A 20,398-nucleotide genomic window follows, 5' to 3' on the forward strand; every position below is an offset into this window, starting at 1 on the left:
AGAGTTATTTGCATTTCTCTATTTTATCAAAATTCAACCTGCTTTTTTTTAGCATACTTTTTGATACACCACCAAAATACTTTCTGAAAACACCTTAATGTCTGAGCTTATGTTGATTTCACCTAAGTTTCTCATTTTTTATGCTTTTTAATTGCTCAAAAAACCTGCATAAAGCCCAGGCTTTCATTTAAAGTCGGCTTTTCATGTTTATCAAGACTGTGTATAACAATGAACCACTAGAGGGAAAGCAATAAGCATAGGCAAAATTGCGCAAAAAGCGTTAGACTATGTACCCAATAATGTCATGATTCGGTCTGATCAAGATCAAAAAAGAAGGTGAAGGTTGATGCCGCTCAATACTGTTGAAGAGCTTGTAGCAGATATCCGTGCAGGAAAAATGGTCATCCTGATGGATGATGAAGACCGTGAAAATGAAGGCGATTTGGTGATTGCTGCCACACACGTACGTCCTGAAGACATCAACTTCATGATCACCCATGCACGTGGTCTGGTCTGCCTGACTTTAAGTAAAGAGCGTTGCCAGCAGTTGAATCTGCCGTTAATGGTGGATGCCAATGGTGCCCAGCATGGGACCAATTTCACCCTGTCGATTGAAGCGGCTGAAGGTATTTCTACCGGTATTTCTCCGGCTGAACGTGCGCACACGATTCAAACTGCTGTGGCTGCTCATGCCAAACCGGCAGATATTGTACAGCCAGGACATATCTTCCCGCTGATGGCGCAACCAGGCGGTGTCTTGCACCGTGCCGGACATACTGAGGCAGGTTGTGATCTTTCCCGTTTGGCAGGACTGGAACCGGCATCAGTCATTTGTGAAATAATCAATGAAGATGGCACCATGGCGCGCCGTCCGGATCTTGAAGTGTTTGCTGAAAAGCATGGCCTGAAAATCGGCACGATTGCCGATCTGATTCATTACCGCATGACCAATGAACAGACGGTTGAGCGTATTGATCAGCAAAGTATTGATACTGAATACGGCAGCTTTGACCTGTACCGCTATCGTGAACTGGGTAACCCGGATATCCATTTGGCCTTGGTCAAAGGTGAGCCTAAAGAGGGTGTGACCACAGTGCGTGTACATGGTTTTAACCCGACCCGCGACTTGCTCAAACTGAAGAAACAGGATGGCGAGCCGGCCTGGAACCTGGATCGTGCCTTGAAAGAAATTTCCAACAGTGATCGTGGTGTCTTGGTCTGGATTGGCCAACACCATTTACAGGACCTGGGTCCAGCATTAGATACCCTTAAAGCACCAAAAAATGTAAAATCAAATTCTGCACTGTCTCAGCAGTATCAGACCATTGGTGTGGGTGCACAAATTTTGCGTGATTTAGGCGTTGAAAAAATGAAGCTGCTCAGCTCTCCATTGCGTTTCAATGCCCTGTCAGGCTTTAACTTAGAAGTGGTAGAATACATCACCGCACAACAAACATCTTAAGAAATCATCGAGGTTGTTATGGCAGTTCGCCGTATTGAAGGTATGTTACATCTCGCGAACGAAGACCGTTATGCGATTTTAGTTGGTCGTTTTAACAGCTTTGTGGTTGAACATCTGTTAGAAGGTGCCATTGATACATTGAAACGTCATGGTGTATCAGAGGATAATATCACTGTTGTTCATGCACCTGGTGCTTGGGAACTTCCTGTCGTTGCGAAAAAACTGGCAGCTTCAGATCGTTTCAATGCCATCATCGCGCTTGGCGCCGTGATTCGTGGTAGCACGCCTCACTTCGATTTCGTTGCAGGCGAATGTGCCAAAGGTTTGGGCGTGGTTGGCCTGGACACTGGCTTACCTGTCATTAACGGTGTACTCACTACGGACAGTATTGAACAAGCGATTGAACGCTCTGGAACAAAAGCAGGCAATAAAGGTAGCGAAGCTGCCCTGACTGCGATTGAAATGGTTAACTTGTTAAAGGCTATTTAACGCTATGTCGCAAACACTTCAAGCAACTTATGCAGCAAAACGTAAAGCACGTCGCTTTGCTGTACAAGGAATTTATGAATGGCAAATGAGCCACAATCCGGTGCATGAGATTGAAGCACGTACGCGTGTGGAAAATGCTATGCACAAAGTGGATCTGAGCTATTATCATGAATTGTTGACTCAAGTGGTTGCCAATCATGAAGCATTGGATGCGCTCTTAATCCCGGTACTCGATCGCGAACTTTCAGCACTTGACGGTGTTGAGCTTGCGACCCTTCGTCTTGGTGCATATGAACTTAAAGAACATCTTGAGATTCCATATCGCGTCGTTCTAGATGAAGCAATCGAACTGGCTAAACATTTTGGCGGTGCCGATAGCCATAAATACATCAATGGTGTATTGGATCGTTTAGCGACAACTTTGCGTGCAGCAGAAAAACAGCAGTCTAACTAATAGCGTAGATTCGTTGTATGGCTGAATTTTCGATTATCGACACCTATTTCAATCGCAAGAATGCCAATTCTGTCGATCTGGGCGTCGGTGACGATTCAGCCTTGCTCACCCCCCCTCCTCAGCAACAACTGGTCATCTGTGCCGACACTCTAGTTGCTGGACGCCATTTTCCAATAGACACCGATCCGCATGCGATTGGCTGGAAAGCTGTGGCTGTCAATTTATCTGATATTGCCGCGATGGGCGCAACCCCGCACAGTATTTTACTCGCATTGAGCCTACCCCAAATTGATCATGACTGGCTAAAAGCTTTTAGTCAGGGTTTATATGATTGTTGCGATCAATTTGGTGTGAGCTTAATCGGTGGTGATACCACTCAAAGTCCTCATTTAACCCTGTCTGTCACAGCATTGGGCTGGGTGGATATTGGTCAAGCCATTCCACGCTCAGGTGCAAAACCGGGTGATCTGATCTGTGTCAGTGGAACTGTCGGTGATGCTGCTTTTGCTTTAAATCATCTTGGTCATCCTCTCCAGAAACGTCTGGACTATCCAACGCCACGTTGTCAGCTCGGTGCTGCCCTAAAAAGACTGGCCAATAGCATGATTGACGTCTCGGATGGTTTGGCCCAAGATCTTGGACATATTCTCAAAGCCTCTCAAGTCGGTGCAAAGCTGCAACTCGAAAACCTGCCGATCAGTCCTGCCCTGCATGCCTTAAGTGATGAACAAAAATGGCAATATGCCCTCGCTGGTGGCGATGATTACGAATTATGCTTTACAATAAGCCCGCAAAATTACGGAAAATTATTGCAAAAACAACTTGATGTTTCGATTAGTATAATCGGCACAATTCAGCAGCAACACGGCTTAACTTTTGAAAAAGATGGCGTAGATCATTCACTTCAATTTAATGGGTATCAACATTTTGCATAAACCTGCGATTAATTTTAAAGCCATGTCATGGATCGACCGACTGATTGTCTTTAGTGGGGTTGGTTTTGGTTCCGGTCTGGCACCTAAAGCACCCGGTACCTTTGGGTCGGCCTTTGCACTTTTATTTATTCCCATTTGGCTGCATCTTGGTTTTCTAAACAGTGTTTTTGCCATTGCCATCATGTCCCTGGTTGGCATATATATCTGCGGGCATACTGCTAGAGTCATGGGGGTTCATGATGATGGACGCATTGTCTGGGATGAATTTGCCGGACAATCCATCACATTTTTGCCCCTGATCTACTTAGGCCAGATGAACTGGTTATGGTTGCTCGTCGGTTTTGCCCTGTTCAGGTTATTTGATATCTGGAAACCTTGGCCGATCCGTGTGATTGACCGACAGGTCGACGGTGGCTTCGGCATCATGCTGGATGACATTATTGCCGGCCTTTGGGCGGCTCTTTGTATTTTGCTTTATTTTTACTTCATCGTGGCATAAGCCATATTTAGGATTAGAACATGTCAACGACTGTTATTATTCTTGCTGCAGGTAAAGGCACGCGTATGCGTTCAAGCTTACCGAAAGTATTACAACCCCTTGCAGGACGTCCTTTACTGGGTCATGTCATTGAAACAGCAAAAAAATTAAACGCAGATAATATTATTACGATCTATGGTCACGGTGGCGATCTGGTTCAGGCTGCTTTTGCAGAGCAAGAGATTAAATGGGTCGAACAGGCTGAACAGCTGGGTACAGGTCATGCCGTACAAATGACCTTGCCTGTCCTGCCACAAGACGGCGTCTCGCTGATTCTTTCTGGTGATGTACCCTGCATTAATCCTGTAACCTTACAAAAATTACTCGATGCCACTGCAGCAACCGGTATTGGTCTGGTGACGCTTACCCTGCCAGATGCCAATGGTTATGGTCGTATTGTGCGTGAACAGGGTCAGATCCAGGCCATTATTGAGCACAAGGATGCTTCCGAAGAGCAACGTCAGATTAAAGAAATCAATACCGGTATTTATGCGGTCAGCAATGCCAAACTGCATCAATGGCTGCCAAGTTTAAGTAATGACAATTCTCAAGGTGAATATTACCTGACGGATATCGTCGCGATGGCTTTGGCAGATGGTATGCAAGTTGCATCGGTAGAACCTGAGCAGGCTTTTGAAGTTGAAGGGGTAAATGACCGGGTGCAGCTGGCTGCTTTAGAACGTCAGTTCCAGGTTTATCAAGCCAAACAGCTGATGCAGCAAGGCGTACATCTGATTGATCCAAGCCGCTTTGACTTGCGTGGTAATTTAACTGTCGGCCAGGATGTTCGCATTGATATCAACGTGATTATCGAAGGTGATTGCGAGCTGGGCGACAACGTTGAAATTGGCGCTGGCTGTATTATCAAGAATACCAAGATTGCAGCTGGCACCAAGGTTCAGCCATATAGCATTTTTGATAGCGCCGTCGTTGGGGAAGATACTCAAATTGGACCTTTTGCACGACTCCGTCCGGGTGCACAACTGGCCAATGAAGTGCATATCGGTAACTTTGTTGAAGTTAAAAATACCACGATTGGTTTAGGCTCTAAAGCCAACCACTTTACCTACCTGGGTGATGCTGAAATCGGTGCCGGTTCTAATATCGGTGCAGGAACCATTACCTGTAATTATGATGGTGCGAACAAGTTTAAAACGATTATTGGTGATCAGGCCTTTATTGGCTCGAACAGTTCATTGGTGGCACCTGTAAAAATTGGCAATGGCGCCACAGTCGGTGCAGGCTCAACGATTACCCGTGATGTGGAAGACAACAGTTTGGCAGTAGAGCGCTCTAAGCAATTTGCCAAAGAAAACTATCCACGTCCGCAAAAAATCAAGAAATAAGGGGAATAAATATGTGTGGTATCGTTGGTGGCATTGCAGAACGTAGCATTACCAATATTTTGATTGAAGGTTTAAAACGCCTGGAATACCGTGGTTATGATTCAGCAGGTTTGGCACTCATTAACAACAGCCAAGTCCTACGTGAACGCCGTGTCGGTAAGGTTGCGAACCTTGAACAGGCTGTGAATGAATCACAGATTAGTGGTTCACTTGGCATTGCGCATACACGCTGGGCGACCCATGGCAAACCGACTGAAGAAAATGCCCATCCGCATATTTCTGAAAATGTGGCAGTAGTCCATAACGGAATTATCGAAAACTACCAAGAACTCAAAGATGATCTTGAAGCTTTGGGCTATGTGTTTACCTCACAGACTGATACTGAAGTGGTTGCCCATCTGATCAATGATGCACTGAAATCTACCCCGAGCCTGTTAGAAGCTGTACGCCAAGTGGTTCCGCAATTGAAAGGTGCCTATGCACTGGGCATCGTACATACTGACCACCCGGATGAACTGATTACCGTGCGTGAAGGTTCTCCACTGGTGATTGGTGTCGGGATTGGTGAAAACTTCATTAGTTCAGATCAATTAGCCTTACTTCCAATTACTAACCGTTTTATCTACCTGGAAGAAGGTGATATTGCCCGTTTGACCCGCACCACCATTGAAGTCTTTGTCGATGGTCAGCTGGTAGATCGTCCGGTCAAGGAACTGGATGCTGCGGTCAGCAATGCGTCTAAAGGTGAATACAAGCACTATATGCTCAAAGAAATTTATGAGCAGCCTGAAGCGATTAAACAGACCATTTCCCAAGCCTTAAATGGCAATGACCTGCGCGAAGACTTCCTTGCCAGTGCGGAACAAGACTTTTCAAAAATCCAGCAAATCCAGATTATTGCCTGTGGTACCAGCTATCATGCCGGCATGATTGCCAAATACTGGTTTGAACAGCTGATTGATCTACCTTGCCAAGTCGAGATTGCTAGCGAATTCCGTTATCGCACGCCGGTGATTGTGAATCACACGCTATATGTGTGTATTTCCCAATCTGGTGAAACTGCTGATACTTTAGCTGCCTTACGTGATACACAGAAACGTGCAACTGCCAAAGGCCTGGACATTACCACGATGACCATCTGTAACGTGGCGACCTCTTCGATGGTGCGTGAAACTCAGCATAGTCTGTTGACACTAGCAGGCCCTGAAATTGGTGTGGCTTCAACCAAAGCTTTTACTACCCAGCTTGCTGCATTGATGCTGTTGGTCCTGAAAATCGGTTCTGTAAAAAATACTATTTCTACAGAAAAAATGACGGAAATTACCACAGGACTTTGGCATATGCCTAAAGTCATGCTGGATACCTTGCGTCATGATGATGAAATTTTACGTCTTTCAGAACTCTTTGTTGAAAAGCAGCACTGCCTGTTCCTGGGTCGTGGTACGCATTTCCCGATCGCGCTAGAAGGTGCACTCAAGCTGAAAGAAATTTCCTATATTCATGCTGAAGGTTATGCTGCAGGTGAACTGAAACATGGACCATTGGCACTGGTCGATAATGACATGCCGGTGGTGATTCTGGCGCCACAGGATGACATGCTGGACAAGCTCAAATCCAATATGGAAGAAGTTCAGGCACGTGGTGGTGAACTATTTGTTTTTGCTGATGAGCACAGTGGCATTAAAGCCAAAGAGCGCAAGCACGTGGTCCATATTCCGGCAGTCAATGCAGTGCTAGCACCGATTGTGTATAGCATCCCGGTGCAGTTACTGTCTTATCATGTGGCAGTGCTGCGTGGTACGGATGTGGATCAGCCACGTAACCTGGCAAAATCGGTCACCGTAGAATAATTAAAATTGAATCAAGGCTGGTGTTGTATTTGTGTTCGTATAATTAAGTTTGTATCAAATAATTAAGTTTAGATTTAATTATTTAAGTTTGTATATTAATGAAGTAAACGAACAAAACCCTACCCTGTAGACCTAGTGATTCTTCACCAAGTCTACAGGGTTTTTAATATAATTAAATTCAAATTAGAATCACACCAGAAATATAAAATTATTACTAATATATTCAACAATATAAATATATAAAAATCCCACCCTAGATTCAAAAAGCATCCCTTTTTGACCTCACCTTGAAAACATTTCATTTTTATTTAAAGTATGCTTCCCCTTTCTGAGCAAGAATTCGTATTTTAAAGTGGAAGAATCTAATACAAACTTAATTTCACTTAAAACTCAGGATACCAAATTTTAATACAAACTTAATTTTAAAATTAAAATATAAAGAACAATTAATATCAATAACTTAAGAAAAAAAATAAAACAAACTTAATTAAATTCCCATAATTAGGCGCAATATTTGGTCATAAAGCAAAATAAGGGATAAGGAGCTATGTGCAAATTCTGAATAAGTCTACTAGCTATTCCTGTTACTAGCAGCCCACCTTATTTAAAATTAGGTATTTCATTCACTGGATATATTAATGTTAATGGATTTGATGTTAATGAGATAAAGCCAAAACGCTGATAAAACTCTATGGCTTTTTGATCTTTTGCATGTATTACAACAAAATTAACACCAATAATTTGAGCAACTTTTGAAACTTGTTTAAGAGCCTGAGCTAAAAGTACTTTTCCAATTCCTTGTCCTGCGCTGCTTGATCAACGGCAAAGCGACCCACAACCACACAAGGTAATGGATAACGAGGTAATCGTTTAGTGAAAATAGCATCAAATCCTATAGAGGTACTTGATAGACAATAAAATCCTCTCACCTACTGTGTATCATCATCAATAGCAACATAGGTTTTACTTGTTCCTGATTTCTGCTGTTGGGATGTGTATTGTTTTATGGATTTATTTAGATCATCTTGCCCACAATTAAATGATTTTTTCTGATGATGGTCTTGTAAAACCTCAATTTTCATCCAATAAACTCATTAATTTTTTCATCTCATCATTTGCAGGGCGTGGATTTTCAAGCAAATTCATTAACATATCACGATCAGCATTATTTACTTTTAACTCGTGATGAGATTTAAGTAATTCTTTTGCTCGTTCAAATGAGGATTGGATCATTAAGGAACTCACACTAAGACCCAATAAATTCGCAGCTTGCTCAATTACATTCTTTGCATCTACAGTTGAACGAACATTGATTCGTTCTGTTGCTAAGTTAGCCATATTTCCCACCAACTTGTGCATCAATATGATGTACAAGTTATAGCAGATTAAGGCAGTACTTTAAGATTCAAATTTGCATATTTTGTTTTATTAAAATATTTGGAATAGAAAATAAGCATTTTACTATGAACCAGAATGAATGGTCGGGTTTGAGTCTGAATATGCAGTTGGTTTACATAAAAATATGCAACGATGTTTACTAAGATGTAATTTGAATACTTTTGCCTATCCTAAACGTTTTTTAAACTCAGCAATTGAGTGCTAAAATACCCGATAAATTATTAAGCTACTGAATTTAATAAATAATTAAATAAAAATTATAAAATTTTGTTTGTATATAAATATATTTAAGTTTGTATATTTCTGCCAAATACAAAATTATCTTCCTTGAGATATGATGAATTATCAACCAAAATTCATAGGTCTTCTGTATGACAAAAATTATAAAAAACTATGAGGAATTAGTAAAAGAAGGATATGGCCAAGGCCATGGACGAGATTATAAACCTTGCAAAACTGTTCATAACTTCAGTTCAATTGGTCGCTCTCATAGAGTACAAGGTCGTGTGAGTAAACGTCTTCACCACTTGTTTTCTGATCTAGAGTTATCCACCTTTTTGCTGCTTGACTGGAATCAGAACGTTACAGATATTCGTGAACATTATCCTTTGGATATCTATGATCTTAACTCCATCTGTTCTCGTTACCGGATGAAAAAGGTATCGGTTGATTATCTACCTTTTACCCTATCTTCAGATTTTTTAGTTGATTTTGGTAAGTTTTCTATAGCCCTCGACACTCTTTATAGTAAGGATTTGAATAAAGCACATATTATTGAGTCTTTAGAAATTAAACGTCGTTACTGGGAAGAAGAGCACAATACGCCATTCAAGCTGATTACCGAAAAGGATATTCCTGCTACGGTACTAGAGAACATTAAATGGCTGTATGTAGAAAAAAATAATCTTGAAATAACAAATCATATGATTGATCAAGCAATTTATTTTATGGAAGAAATTAGCCAGTATCCTCAAAGCTCATTGATCTCTTTCTGCAACCATACTGACCAAACTCAAAAAAGGGGTATCGGAACGACGCTCGCATTGTTTAGAAAACTATTTGCCCTGCGAATACTGCAATTTAATCTAGAAATTTCGTACTTGGAGCTTAAACTCTCTGATATTCATGCAAGTAATTTGCTCCAGAACGAGAATACAGTCCATGCAACTAATTAATTCAGTTTACATCTTGAATTCAACACAATACCGGATACTCAAATTCTTACCGCAGTATACCGTATGGATTGCAATTGATAATAAAAATGCTTTTCCTGAACTCATTTTATCCAAGGAACTTCAAACTCTCTCAGATGATCAAAGCCTAATACCAGCACAAGATCCTTATGAACACTTAAAACGATTAAACTTGAGTGAGGATTCTATTCAACTCAAAAAAAGAGATGAAAACTTTTTTATTATTCAAGATTTAATTAATGATGAACAAGTTCTTATCAATGCAAAAATCAGGACTGCAAAAATTAAAACTATACATCTAGAAAAAGAAGTATCAATTAATAAAATCCTACGACTCCTAAGACGCTACTGGCAACGTGGTCAAACTATAAATGCTTTGGTACCGGACTATGAAAACTCAGGTGGAAAAGGCCAAAAAAGAGCTATAGGTGATAAAAAAATTGGCAGACCACGCATTTATGAATCGAATGAAGGTAAGAATGTCACTGAACAGGTTGAATTATATTTTAAGCAAGCCATCGAAGAGTATTTAGTTCCTGTCAAAAAACAATCCATTAACGAAACTTATCTTCGGTTTAAAAATTTATTTTCTAAGCACTTTCATCAAGTGCAAGCCGCAGATATTCCAACCTATGCCCAATTCTATTATTTTTATAATAAGCGATATAGAAATAAGAACAATTCCAAGGAAATTCTGAAGAATCAGAAAACTCTGAAAGATCACAAACCTCTGACTTCAACAGCGACCAAGCACGCAAATGGTCCTGGTGCACGTTATGAAATAGATTCAACAATCGCTGATATCTACCTTGTATCATCACGAGATCCATCACAGATTATTGGCAGACCTACCGTATATATTGCTATCGATGTATTTAGCCGGATGATTACTGGGCTTTATGTCGGTATGGAAAACAGCTCATTTAACACAGCCATACAATGCCTCAGCGTCGCAATCCAAGATAAAGTAACATTCTGTCAGAGTTATGGCTTACAAATACAAGCGGAAGACTGGCCGATTTATGGTTTACCTAGCGCCATACTTGCAGACCGCGGCGAACTAATTGGCTATCAAATTGAACTTCTTGAAAAAAACTTTTCTGTTCGAATTGAAAATGCGCCACCGTATCGAAGCGATGCCAAAGGTATTGTGGAGAGGGCTTTCGGAATCATTCAGTCACGCTTTAAATCCTACGATAATATCGGTGTTGTTTCTAGATTCAAGGAAAAAAAGAAAGGCGGACATGATTATCGGCTAGAAGCTTGTCTGACTCTGGAAGAGTTCAGAAAAATCATATTAAGCTGCATCTTATTACGCAATAATTTTGATGTCTTGACAAAATATGATCGCAGTGCCGATATGCCAACTGACCTGCCATCTATTCCTCTTAAGCTCTGGCAGTGGGGCCTACAGCACCGCACTGGGATGTTAAGACAAGTGGATAACAAATCACTATATGTTGGCTTGCTACCTAGGATCGATGCCTCTTTAAGTGACAAAGGACTTAAAGTCAAAGGATTATTCTATCAATGTCTGGAAATGCATCAACAAGGCTGGCTTATTCGTAACACAACCAAATCTCGCCCGAAAAAGTTGCGGATTGGTTTTGACCCATACTCAGTAAATACCATTTATATTTTTTATGATGAAAATAAATTGGAATACTGGGAGGCTCACTTAAATGATACCTCACGTCAATATCAACATCTGACCTGGTGGGAAGCTGAACAAATTCAAAAAGCGATCAAAACTGTTGAAAAACAGCATTCGCAACTCAAGTCTGTAGCCATCAGCGAATTGCAGGATTTTACTGACAACATCATTAAGTCAGCACAGAGTCGGCGGGCTCAAGCGGGAGTTCTCCAACTTTCTAACGCACAACGTACTCGAAATATCCGGCAGAATAAACAAGAAGCCATGCAGATGGAACGTGCGGAACACCTACAAAACAGGCCTGTAAATTCTATCCGGACCATCAATCCCAATAAAGATAATACTCAAATACCCCCATCTCAAACCAGCAATCTAGATTTGACAAGTCAACCAGATTTAATGAGACAATTATTTGAAGAGGACGATGAAGAATGAATAATAATGAACTCACGATTAATACATCAATAGAAGACATCTATGGGGATAATCCTCTCATTACTCAATTACCGCCCATTCTTGACACGAAGTCGGTTATTAAACACCTACGAGGGAAACTAAAATTTATTCCAGAGCAGCGTTTTTTGCCTCAACCAGAAAGAATTCATCTAATTGCTCAACTGCCTCATGATTTTTTCCAACCACTCACCAAACATCTATCCCTTGAACAAAAAATTTCTATCATGATCCGGCAAGGTTACGTGAGTAGAAACATCAATAATGGTGATCGACACAGGCATTTGCACGCGGCTTTTCAACAACTAGAACCTTCAAACGAAAGCTCTTACCGCTACGCTCCTCCAGAATCGACAGCCACTAGTATGTCTATTATAGGATGTTCTGGGAGTGGGAAAACGACCACGATGAACAAGATTTTGCGTTATTATCCGCAAGTGATTGAGCATAAAGAACTGGGGTTAAAGCAAATTGTTTATCTTAAAATTGATTGCCCTCATGATAGCTCTTTAAAAAACTTATGCTCAAACTTTTTTAGAGCAGTAGATTTAGCATTAGGAGATACTAACTTCGAGCATCGTTTTACCAGAAGCCGCTTAAATGTAAATGCAATGCTGCAGCAGATGAAAATCATCGCAAATAACTATTCAATTGGACTTTTAATCATTGATGAAATCCAGCATTTGAATACAAAAAAATCTGGTGGGGCTGAGATTATTCTTAATTTCTTTGTCACCTTGGTGAATGTCGCATCCATTCCGATCGTGATGATTGGGACACCCAAAGCCAATGAAATTTTGCAAGAAGACTTGAGATCAGCTAGACGCAGTGCAGGATTAGGCTCTTTAATCTGGGAACCTATGCGTAATGAAGCCCCTACTCCCGATCCTAGTACTCCCGATCAAATGATTATTTCTGAATGGCATGCTTTTACAAACAAGCTATGGCAGTATCAATGGGTTCAACAACCAGCTGAACTGACCGATGAATTAAGAGCCACTTGGTATTATTATACGCAAGGTATTCCGGATCTAGTGGTTAAGTTGTTCTGTCTGGTACAAATTCATGCAATCACCATCGGTCTGGAAAAAATCACCTCAGAATTATTTAAAAAAGTCTATGAAGAACAATTGCAGCCAGTCCACGATATTCTAGATGCACTGCGTTCAGGCAATCCTGCACGTATTGCACGGTATTCTGACCTCACTATCCCTCAAGTTCAAATTGAGGAGTATGTTGAACAACACCGTTTTAAAGCCGCATTAAAAACAGAAAAACAGCATAAAGATCTGGGACCGCATTATTCTACTTTAATAGGTATGCTGACAGCATTAGGTCATCCCGCCGCTACAATAGAACCGCATGTCACTTCTGCATTAAAAAAATATCCAAACGAAAACTTACAGGTACTCCTCCAGCATATTCTGGAAGTATTAGACAGCCCTGTAGCAGAAGATAAGTTTAAACAGCATCAAACCACGACTCCGGCAAGGAAGCCACGGACATCTCGTAAAGTCATGAAGCCGGAGGAATGGAAAAGTACTGAAGCTACTGACTTACGAAACTTTTTCAGTCAAGCACAAGAACAGGAAATAGATGTTTATGAGTTATTAAAATCATCTCACTATTTGTTTGATCCTACTCGTCCTATTTTGCATTAAGCAACAAAGAATGGAGAGCACGGTATTATGATTTCGAATTTTCCAATGCCATATCCGGATGAGCTAATTTACAGTGTAATTGCCCGTTATGCTGTTCACAATGGGATTCTGAGTCCCAAATATCTCACTGAAGAATTATTCAATAGCAGGAATTTAACACCAACTTACGATTTACCTTCGCATCTAGACAGGTTGGCCGGTTACTTACCAGGTCATTATGATGCGCTTATTTTAATTAGCCAGCACACCCTACTACCAATTTACCAACCATTCCAACCTGATACAGTGATGCGTTATGCTGTGCAGGCATTGCGAAATGAACAGTATCAATCACTGCATACTAAATTGGGAAAAAATGCATCGCGGATCAAAGCTGTGAGTTTTTTTCGATTCTGTCCTCATTGCTGGAAAGACCAGATGGAGCAATATGGTGAAGTTTACTGGAAACGTAGCTGGCAGATTACTGGGTACGAGTATTGTACAGGACATCAGCAACCTCTTTTTATAAGTTCGATCCCTTGCAATGGGATAGACCGAAAATTCTATTTTGCCCATTTGAATGCACTAAAAGAGTCTTCACAGCTTGTGTTTAATCCTCAGGACTTAAATCATCATATCGAGCTTGCAGGACTGATCGAAGAGCTACTCGCTCATTCAACACCCTTCAATGTGCAGGATTTTTCTACTGTATCAGATGCTTATTTTCTTATCTTAAAAGATAGGGAATTACTATCAGGCCGTAAAAATATCAATTACGAAAAAGTCCGTCAATTAGTCATTGAATATTGGGGCGAAAGTTTTCTTCAATATTATCATTTAGGTGATCTGCTGTCTGAGAACTGCTGGCTCAAAAATATCTGTAGGAAACACCGCAAGGCGTTTTCTTATCTTGAGCATCTAATCGTATTAAAAGCTCTTGTTCCAGAGAAAAATCCGATTGAAATATATAAGCAATATATTCACCTAGTATCAATGGACCTAGAGGAAGATGCCGCAACAGCAGCAATATGTATTGATAATAAAGTAGATCAAACGTTATCTGAGGACCAAAAACAATGGACAAAATTAATCCTAGAAAGGCCAGTCAAACAGGCTCGCCAACAAAATGGCTCACTGTATGCTCGCTTATATCGCAATCATAAAGATTGGCTATTATTTATCAATAAATCAGCTTTAATTCCCCCTCCTTCTGTCCCTAAACCACGTATTGACTGGAGAGCTCGAGATCGACAGTTTATTAAACAACTCATCAAAATACGGAATGAATTATTAGAAGATCTAGACTCCCCGCAATGGACAAAAAAGTTTTTTATTAGACAACTGGGTTCAGTGAGTATGATTGAAAAAAACTGGAATTTTTTCCCATTGACTGCAGCCTTTTTGGATCGTTACGCTGAGTCTGTGGATTGTTATCAAATACGTCGCCTGACTCGAACCTATATTCGCCAAAATATTGAAGATAGATGTTATCCATCGAGTGTTTTTTTACGTGAATCAGGATTAAGTGAGCAGCGATTAACGCCAGAAGCACGTCGATTTTTTAATAATATTTGGGAAGAAATAGAAAAATGAGTGATTGTTCAACTGACTTTTTACCGAATGATATGATTTACTATACTGCGACAAAAATTAGTCGACGTGGTCGAACTCGGTTTGATATTGATACTCATTTGTTTAACCCTATTATTAACAGCTATATTCAGCTTCAATTACCAATTGAGAGCATTCTTCTTTATGACTATCTCACTCCAATTGCTGATGACTATCCAAAAAAGAAATTATTTAGCCATACACTTAAAAGTGTAAATTTCACAACATTCAAAACTATCATTTTATCTGAGGATGAGCCTCAAAAGATGCATCAGGGTAGGATCTGTTTTGAGTTTTATTATTACTCGAAAGTTTTAAAGAGAAATATTAATATTCAAATACCTAAACTTGTTTTAGCTCGAGATCTATTCTTTTCTCACCCGTATCTTTTACGTGCTGCACTTTTTGCAGAAAACTATTCAACAGATATTTTAGTAGACATGGAGGATCCTGATGCAATCCACATTTTTATTGCACAAAATAAAAAGATTTTAAAACAAGATCTCTCCGATCCTCATTTTTTGAAAAAATTGGCTTTAATTCTATTACAACCTGATTTAAATAAAGCCTTCCTTAGCATTTATCAGAAAACAATTACTGATCAAAACAGTGCTAAATATTTTAATTTTGACATGGAGGCTCCTAATATCAGAAATATCCATCTAACAGTAGATGGAATTTATGATAAAGAAACAGGTATTTACAGAGTTGAGCGCATCAGATCTTTCAAAAATCTTGATACAGCTATCAACCGCCCTATTCAATTTCATTTCACTGCAAAAAAAATTATACAACAGGTCAAAAATGCTCAAGGGCAAGGTTCAAATAAACCAAAACCAGCAAGTCAGCCTAAAGAGAAACTGAATAAAAATGCTGAGGCAGATACTGATAAACTACTGAACAAACTAAGAAATATACCTGGAAAAATTTATACTATAGAAGAATTAAAAATTTCTTTAGAGACACCTCCTGCTGAAACTGTAGTACGGAAAAGACAAAAACAAATGGATAAAGATCAAAATCAAGAAGAAGGATTTGCTGGAGGCGAAGGAGATATAGAGGGTACGGTGCCTGGATTTACAACTGAATCAGAAATTCAACTAAAGCGAGTTACCCATGAAGATCTAATTAAGGTACTAAAGGAAATCCAGAAAAAGGGATACAAAGTTCAAGAGGTCAGAAATTCACCTTTTAAAAAATATAAGCTTTTTAGAGGACACAAGTTTGCCAATAATCAACTACGATACTTTTATGTATATAAAATTCTAAATACACAAAGTAATGAGCAATTTTATCTATGTGAAATTGATACGTCAGATGGCAAAAAGAACATATCTACACTATTACTCAGAGATGAGGAAAAAACTCGATTATTAATTGAAACAGAGTTGGAAAAATTAAATAATTCTATACTTTCTCAATCACTGAGTTGGCCTAAAAAATTTCTATCTGAAGTAAGAGGTATTACTATGTTTACTACAATTAATCATCCTTCAAAAAAGGAACAGATGGAAGAATTGAATTATTATACTGACTGGGCTCAACGTATTTTAGCAAAGGGAAAATCAATAGACCTCTTGCGAAAGTAAAAACTGCCTCAATATAGATTTCATGAAATATCAGAAATTAAATCGTTTTTCAGATTCTGAATTCCAGCGCTTGGTTGGTGTACCTCGAGCAGTTTTTAGTGAAATAGTCGAAGTTTTAAAAGAAGCAGAATCACTTAAAAAGAAATTAGGGCGTCCTCATACTTTAGCTATAGAGGATCAATTATTATTAACACTCAATTACTTACGGAGCTACAACACCCAATTGGAATTGGCGGCAAATTACCATATCGCTGAAAGTAATGTGAATCGAACTATTAAAAAGGTTGAAGATGCATTAATGAAATCAAGACGTTTTACCCTGCCAAAACGAAGCATTACCACAGCAGACGAACAATTTAACTGGGTAATTATTGATGCGACAGAATGTTTAATAGAACGCCCGAAAAAAAAATCAGAGTAAGTTCTACAGTGGTAAAAAGAAGAAACATACGTTAAAAGCCCAAGTGATCTATCATCCGAAGAGCAAACAAATCATAGGAGTAGATATATCGTCTGGCAGTCAGCATGATATTAAATTGGCAAGAAAAACAGTTAAGAAATTCAAACATTGTGACTATGTTATGACCGATTTAGGGTACTATGGGTTAGAGCAAGATGGCTTTAAATTATTGATGCCAATAAAGAAAAAGAAGAATTTACCCTTATTTGATGCTGAGAAAAATTACAATAAAATGATTGGAAAAATACGAGTTGTAATCGAACATATTAACAGTCAATTGAAAAGATTTAGAATACTAAGTGAACGCTATCGAAATAGACGGAAAAGATTCGGTTTACGCATTAACTTAATCGCTGCACTGGTAAACCGGATGAACTTGCAATAACGACTTTCGCAAGAGATCTAATGTATAAAAATTAAATACATCGTTACATATTGAGTAAGCAAAAATGAGTTACTTTTACTCAATTTTCTTTATAATCTTTTAGCATAATTAATGTTTTAGTCATTCGCTTATTATACCTTTTCATTTAAAATTCGTACTATTTTTACAACGTAATAAAACTAGAAACTTACTTTTTGAGGCAAATTATGTTAAAGCATTCACTTAAACTTACAGCACTTGCAGCTGCTACTTCTTTATTACTTAGTGCCTGTGGCGGTAGTGATAATGATCATGGTGCAAGTCCATTTGTACCTAACACTGTTCAAGGTGTAGCCGTTGACTTTTATGTGGGTGGAGCCACTATCTCATTAGATGACTGCGATGGCTTAACAACTGAAACAAATGATGAAGGTAAATTTAATTTCACCACTACGCGTGCATGTAATGAATCTGCGATGACCGTGACTGGTGGCACAGATTTAGTGACTGGTTTACCATTTACCGGAACGCTTAAAATTAAAAAAACGAACTTACAAAATTGGAGTTCTAGAAACTTACTGGTTGCAAGCCCACTGACTACTCTTGAATATTATGTAAGCTCTGCTCAGGAGCTACAAACTATTCTAGATAATCTGGGTATTAAAAACGCCAATGCTTCTAACCTTTCTACCTTTAACCCAGTTTCTTCTGGTACTGCCCAAGAAATGGCATCTATCTTTGTCTTGCAGCAATTAATCACGCAAATTGAGGATAGTTTACAAGCTCTTCCAAACAGTGAAGGTAATGCTGCCCTTAACCTTGAAGAAGCAACTGCTTTAGCTGTGAATGCAATCACTCAAACACTTAAAACACCAAATCAATCATTATTTGATTCAACTGGTGCGATCTCCCCTACTCAACTCAGTGCTGTTTTAGAAGCGGCTGTGAACACAGCAAATGAAAAGTTAGAAGAAAAAGGCGAAGAGATCCGAGTTCCTGAGCAATTGGCTGTTCAAGTACAAGGTAATATTCAAACTCTTTCTGATGTAGTAGCTACGGTGCTTACAACAGGGGGAAGTGCGAACGACCTAGTGAATGCGATTGAAAATAATGAGGGGATACTTGAACAAATCCAGGATATCGTCAAAACTCCTCTTATCAATAGTTTCTCTCTTGCTTCTTATTCTTTGGAACAAATTAAAAACTCTACCGCAGCAGCACCGTTACTCGTAAACCGTACTGATATTAATAATACTGCCCGTATCACTTTTGCAATGGCGAATACCACGACCAATGTAAATGAAAGCGCTGAGGTTGGCTTTAAAGTAGTTGCCAATCGTAATGCATTAGAAGAAACCTTAGATGTATACCTAGACAAATTGAATATTGTCTTTAATGCAGATGGTTCAATTCAATCAGCAACCATCCCAGCAGGCGCAACTTTTAAAATTGCGTCATCATTAGGTAGTATTACAAATGGAACATTTGAAGCAGCTTCAGACATCTCAATTGCTTCAAATGGCTCAATTTCTTTATATGACATGGTCCAACAAAACAGTACTTTAGCTAATTACTATAATCAGTACTTCAATCTGTTACGTGCAGAGGATAAAATCACTGTTACAGCAGTTGTTGCACCACGTATGTATGTGATTGATCCTGAATTAGGCTTAAACAGTGGCTCCGTTACTGTTGCTGATACTAGTTTAAATGGTTTCGCATTAACAGGTCACTTTAAACTTAACTAATCTGAATCAATTAAAGCCAGCGTTTTTGCTGGCTTTAATTATTGAATATTCTAAAGTGATTAAATACATGAAATATGCTTTTACAACGCTGGGATTAGGCCTACTGTCTTCTTTTACCGCTTGGGCTGCACCAAATGATCTATATTTGCAAGCCAATAGCTTTACTCAAACTGATACTGCACTCAGTATCGGTATAGATGCAGTAAATGATACGATTGATGTCTTTAATATTCGAGAAAGTGAAGGTGTTTCAGAAGGAGCCGGAGATTATATCGGTGCACATGTACATCTTATGCATAAATTCTCTCCAACCTGGGGCTTAGAAGCCAGTTACCAGTATCGGGAAATTGATTATGCGCAAGATACCAATACGATTTCCAGCCCTCTCCTTGCGGTGCGTTACACACCTGACTTTAATCTAAATAAAAATGATACCGTGATATTCCGTCTGAGTACTTGGGGCAATTTTTCTGATGAAATCAAAAAATCCACCCCTACACAGATCCAAAATCGTACTTTAGAACAAATTACCGTTCAAGATGCTCAAGATTGGCAATTACAACTAGACAGTATTTTTAGCCGTAAAATCGATCATATGAATATGGTTAATTTATTTACGACCCTTGGCTATAGTAAGGTAAAAGTAGATCAATTAAATATCCAAGGGCAGAAAGATAGCTGCCTCATGGATCTCCAAATTCAGTCTAATAATCAATATACTGGTCAGCTCAGTCAACCCTGTACAATTGATGATTTAATTGTGAAAGAGTTGAATGCAGCCGGTGATGCCAATGAGTTTGGGATCGATATTCAAAAAGATCTGAATTATGACGCTTTTTATGCAGGATTTGGCGGTTCTTGGAATTGGCGTTATCGTAATTTTGAAAGTCAATTAGCCTATCAGTATCAACGCTTATGGCGTAAAGACATTGATGACCGGATTAGTAATTTCGGTGCTGCACCCATTAAAGATAACCATAGTGTAGGACTTAAATTAAACTATGATTTTAGTCCTCAAGTCAGAGGCTTTATTAAGGGTGAAATGTATCAGCATAATTTAATCGGTTATATCCCTTTCTTATATAATGGTGTCACGGCTTCTCGTTTAGATAAAAAGTACGGTTTAGCCTCAGTGGGAATTACATTGCACAATTTTTAAATGACACTCTAAGTCATACTTATATTCAACTGTATAATCAATGATATAACCTCTG

At 39.2% G+C, this 20,398-nt stretch carries 16 protein-coding genes and 1 pseudogene; 15 read left to right on the top strand and 2 right to left on the bottom strand.

Going from position 1 to position 20,398, the window contains the following annotated elements; genetic code table 11:
- Nucleotides 1-346: 346 nt before the first annotated feature.
- The 7 genes from ribBA to glmS are packed head-to-tail and all read left to right on the top strand — an operon-like array spanning nucleotide 347 to nucleotide 7,074.
- Nucleotides 347-1,462 (top strand): bifunctional 3,4-dihydroxy-2-butanone-4-phosphate synthase/GTP cyclohydrolase II, encoded by a 1,116-nt coding sequence (gene ribBA, locus PV763_RS14040; RefSeq protein ID WP_004647616.1) that lies wholly within the window; start codon nucleotides 347-349, stop codon nucleotides 1,460-1,462.
- An 18-nt stretch (nucleotides 1,463-1,480) separates the two neighbouring features.
- On the top strand, nucleotides 1,481-1,951 hold the full coding sequence (gene ribE / locus PV763_RS14045; protein ID WP_420938061.1) for a 6,7-dimethyl-8-ribityllumazine synthase: 471 nt from the start codon (nucleotides 1,481-1,483) through the stop codon (nucleotides 1,949-1,951).
- A gap of 4 nt (nucleotides 1,952-1,955) precedes the next feature.
- Nucleotides 1,956-2,405: a transcription antitermination factor NusB gene (gene nusB / locus PV763_RS14050; RefSeq protein WP_004280924.1), complete on the top strand. Its 450-nt coding sequence runs from the start codon at nucleotides 1,956-1,958 to the stop codon at nucleotides 2,403-2,405.
- Nucleotides 2,406-2,422: 17 nt separating this feature from the next.
- Nucleotides 2,423-3,340: a thiamine-phosphate kinase gene (gene thiL, locus PV763_RS14055; RefSeq protein ID WP_420938062.1), complete on the top strand. Its 918-nt coding sequence runs from the start codon at nucleotides 2,423-2,425 to the stop codon at nucleotides 3,338-3,340.
- A complete protein-coding gene (locus PV763_RS14060; protein WP_420938063.1) occupies nucleotides 3,318-3,839 on the top strand; it encodes a phosphatidylglycerophosphatase A in 522 nt (173 codons plus the stop codon). Before thiL ends, PV763_RS14060 begins: the two co-directional genes overlap by 23 nt.
- A 20-nt stretch (nucleotides 3,840-3,859) precedes the next feature.
- Nucleotides 3,860-5,224 (top strand): bifunctional UDP-N-acetylglucosamine diphosphorylase/glucosamine-1-phosphate N-acetyltransferase GlmU, encoded by a 1,365-nt coding sequence (gene glmU, locus PV763_RS14065; RefSeq protein WP_420938064.1) that lies wholly within the window; start codon nucleotides 3,860-3,862, stop codon nucleotides 5,222-5,224.
- Nucleotides 5,225-5,235: 11 nt separating this feature from the next.
- On the top strand, nucleotides 5,236-7,074 hold the full coding sequence (gene glmS, locus PV763_RS14070) for a glutamine--fructose-6-phosphate transaminase (isomerizing) (protein WP_420938065.1): 1,839 nt from the start codon (nucleotides 5,236-5,238) through the stop codon (nucleotides 7,072-7,074).
- Nucleotides 7,075-7,674: 600 nt separating this feature from the next.
- On the opposite strand, the pseudogene PV763_RS14075 reads toward glmS, so the two are convergent.
- Nucleotides 7,675-8,156, bottom strand: a pseudogene (locus PV763_RS14075) (GNAT family N-acetyltransferase).
- Nucleotides 8,146-8,412, bottom strand: coding sequence for a DUF1778 domain-containing protein (locus PV763_RS14080; protein WP_420938066.1), 267 nt, complete (start codon nucleotides 8,410-8,412; stop codon nucleotides 8,146-8,148). Before PV763_RS14080 ends, PV763_RS14075 begins: the two are co-directional and overlap by 11 nt.
- Nucleotides 8,413-8,843: 431 nt before the next feature.
- On the opposite strand from PV763_RS14080, the gene PV763_RS14085 reads away from it, so the two are divergent.
- The 8 genes from PV763_RS14085 to PV763_RS14120 all read left to right on the top strand — a co-directional run bounded on the left by PV763_RS14085 (nucleotide 8,844) and on the right by PV763_RS14120 (nucleotide 20,343).
- Complete coding sequence (locus tag PV763_RS14085) at nucleotides 8,844-9,647, top strand: TnsA endonuclease C-terminal domain-containing protein (protein ID WP_420938067.1); 804 nt, start codon at nucleotides 8,844-8,846, stop codon at nucleotides 9,645-9,647.
- Nucleotides 9,634-11,754 (top strand): transposase, encoded by a 2,121-nt coding sequence (locus PV763_RS14090; protein WP_420938068.1) that lies wholly within the window; start codon nucleotides 9,634-9,636, stop codon nucleotides 11,752-11,754. Before PV763_RS14085 ends, PV763_RS14090 begins: the two co-directional genes overlap by 14 nt.
- Nucleotides 11,751-13,433: an AAA family ATPase gene (locus PV763_RS14095; protein ID WP_420938069.1), complete on the top strand. Its 1,683-nt coding sequence runs from the start codon at nucleotides 11,751-11,753 to the stop codon at nucleotides 13,431-13,433. The genes PV763_RS14090 and PV763_RS14095 overlap by 4 nt, the downstream gene beginning before the upstream one ends.
- Before the next feature lie 27 nt (nucleotides 13,434-13,460).
- Nucleotides 13,461-15,005: a TnsD family Tn7-like transposition protein gene (locus tag PV763_RS14100; protein ID WP_420938070.1), complete on the top strand. Its 1,545-nt coding sequence runs from the start codon at nucleotides 13,461-13,463 to the stop codon at nucleotides 15,003-15,005.
- Nucleotides 15,002-16,612, top strand: a complete 1,611-nt coding sequence (locus PV763_RS14105) for a Tn7-like element transposition protein TnsE (protein ID WP_420938071.1) — start codon at nucleotides 15,002-15,004, stop codon at nucleotides 16,610-16,612. The genes PV763_RS14100 and PV763_RS14105 overlap by 4 nt, the downstream gene beginning before the upstream one ends.
- 22 nt (nucleotides 16,613-16,634) lie before the next feature.
- Nucleotides 16,635-17,457 (top strand): IS5 family transposase gene (locus PV763_RS14110; RefSeq protein ID WP_420938072.1). Its coding sequence is split into 2 segments (ribosomal slippage): nucleotides 16,635-17,015 and nucleotides 17,017-17,457, totalling 822 coding nucleotides; the frame shifts between segments, so codons are not numbered across the junction.
- Nucleotides 17,458-17,663: 206 nt separating this feature from the next.
- Complete coding sequence (locus PV763_RS14115; protein ID WP_420938073.1) at nucleotides 17,664-19,184, top strand: hypothetical protein; 1,521 nt, start codon at nucleotides 17,664-17,666, stop codon at nucleotides 19,182-19,184.
- 67 nt (nucleotides 19,185-19,251) lie between these two features.
- A complete protein-coding gene (locus PV763_RS14120) occupies nucleotides 19,252-20,343 on the top strand; it encodes a hypothetical protein (protein WP_420938074.1) in 1,092 nt (363 codons plus the stop codon).
- Nucleotides 20,344-20,398: the final 55 nt, after the last annotated feature.

It is taken from the genome of Acinetobacter sp. AS5 (assembly GCF_048957595.1).
In the GTDB taxonomy this organism is placed as follows: domain Bacteria; phylum Pseudomonadota; class Gammaproteobacteria; order Pseudomonadales; family Moraxellaceae; genus Acinetobacter.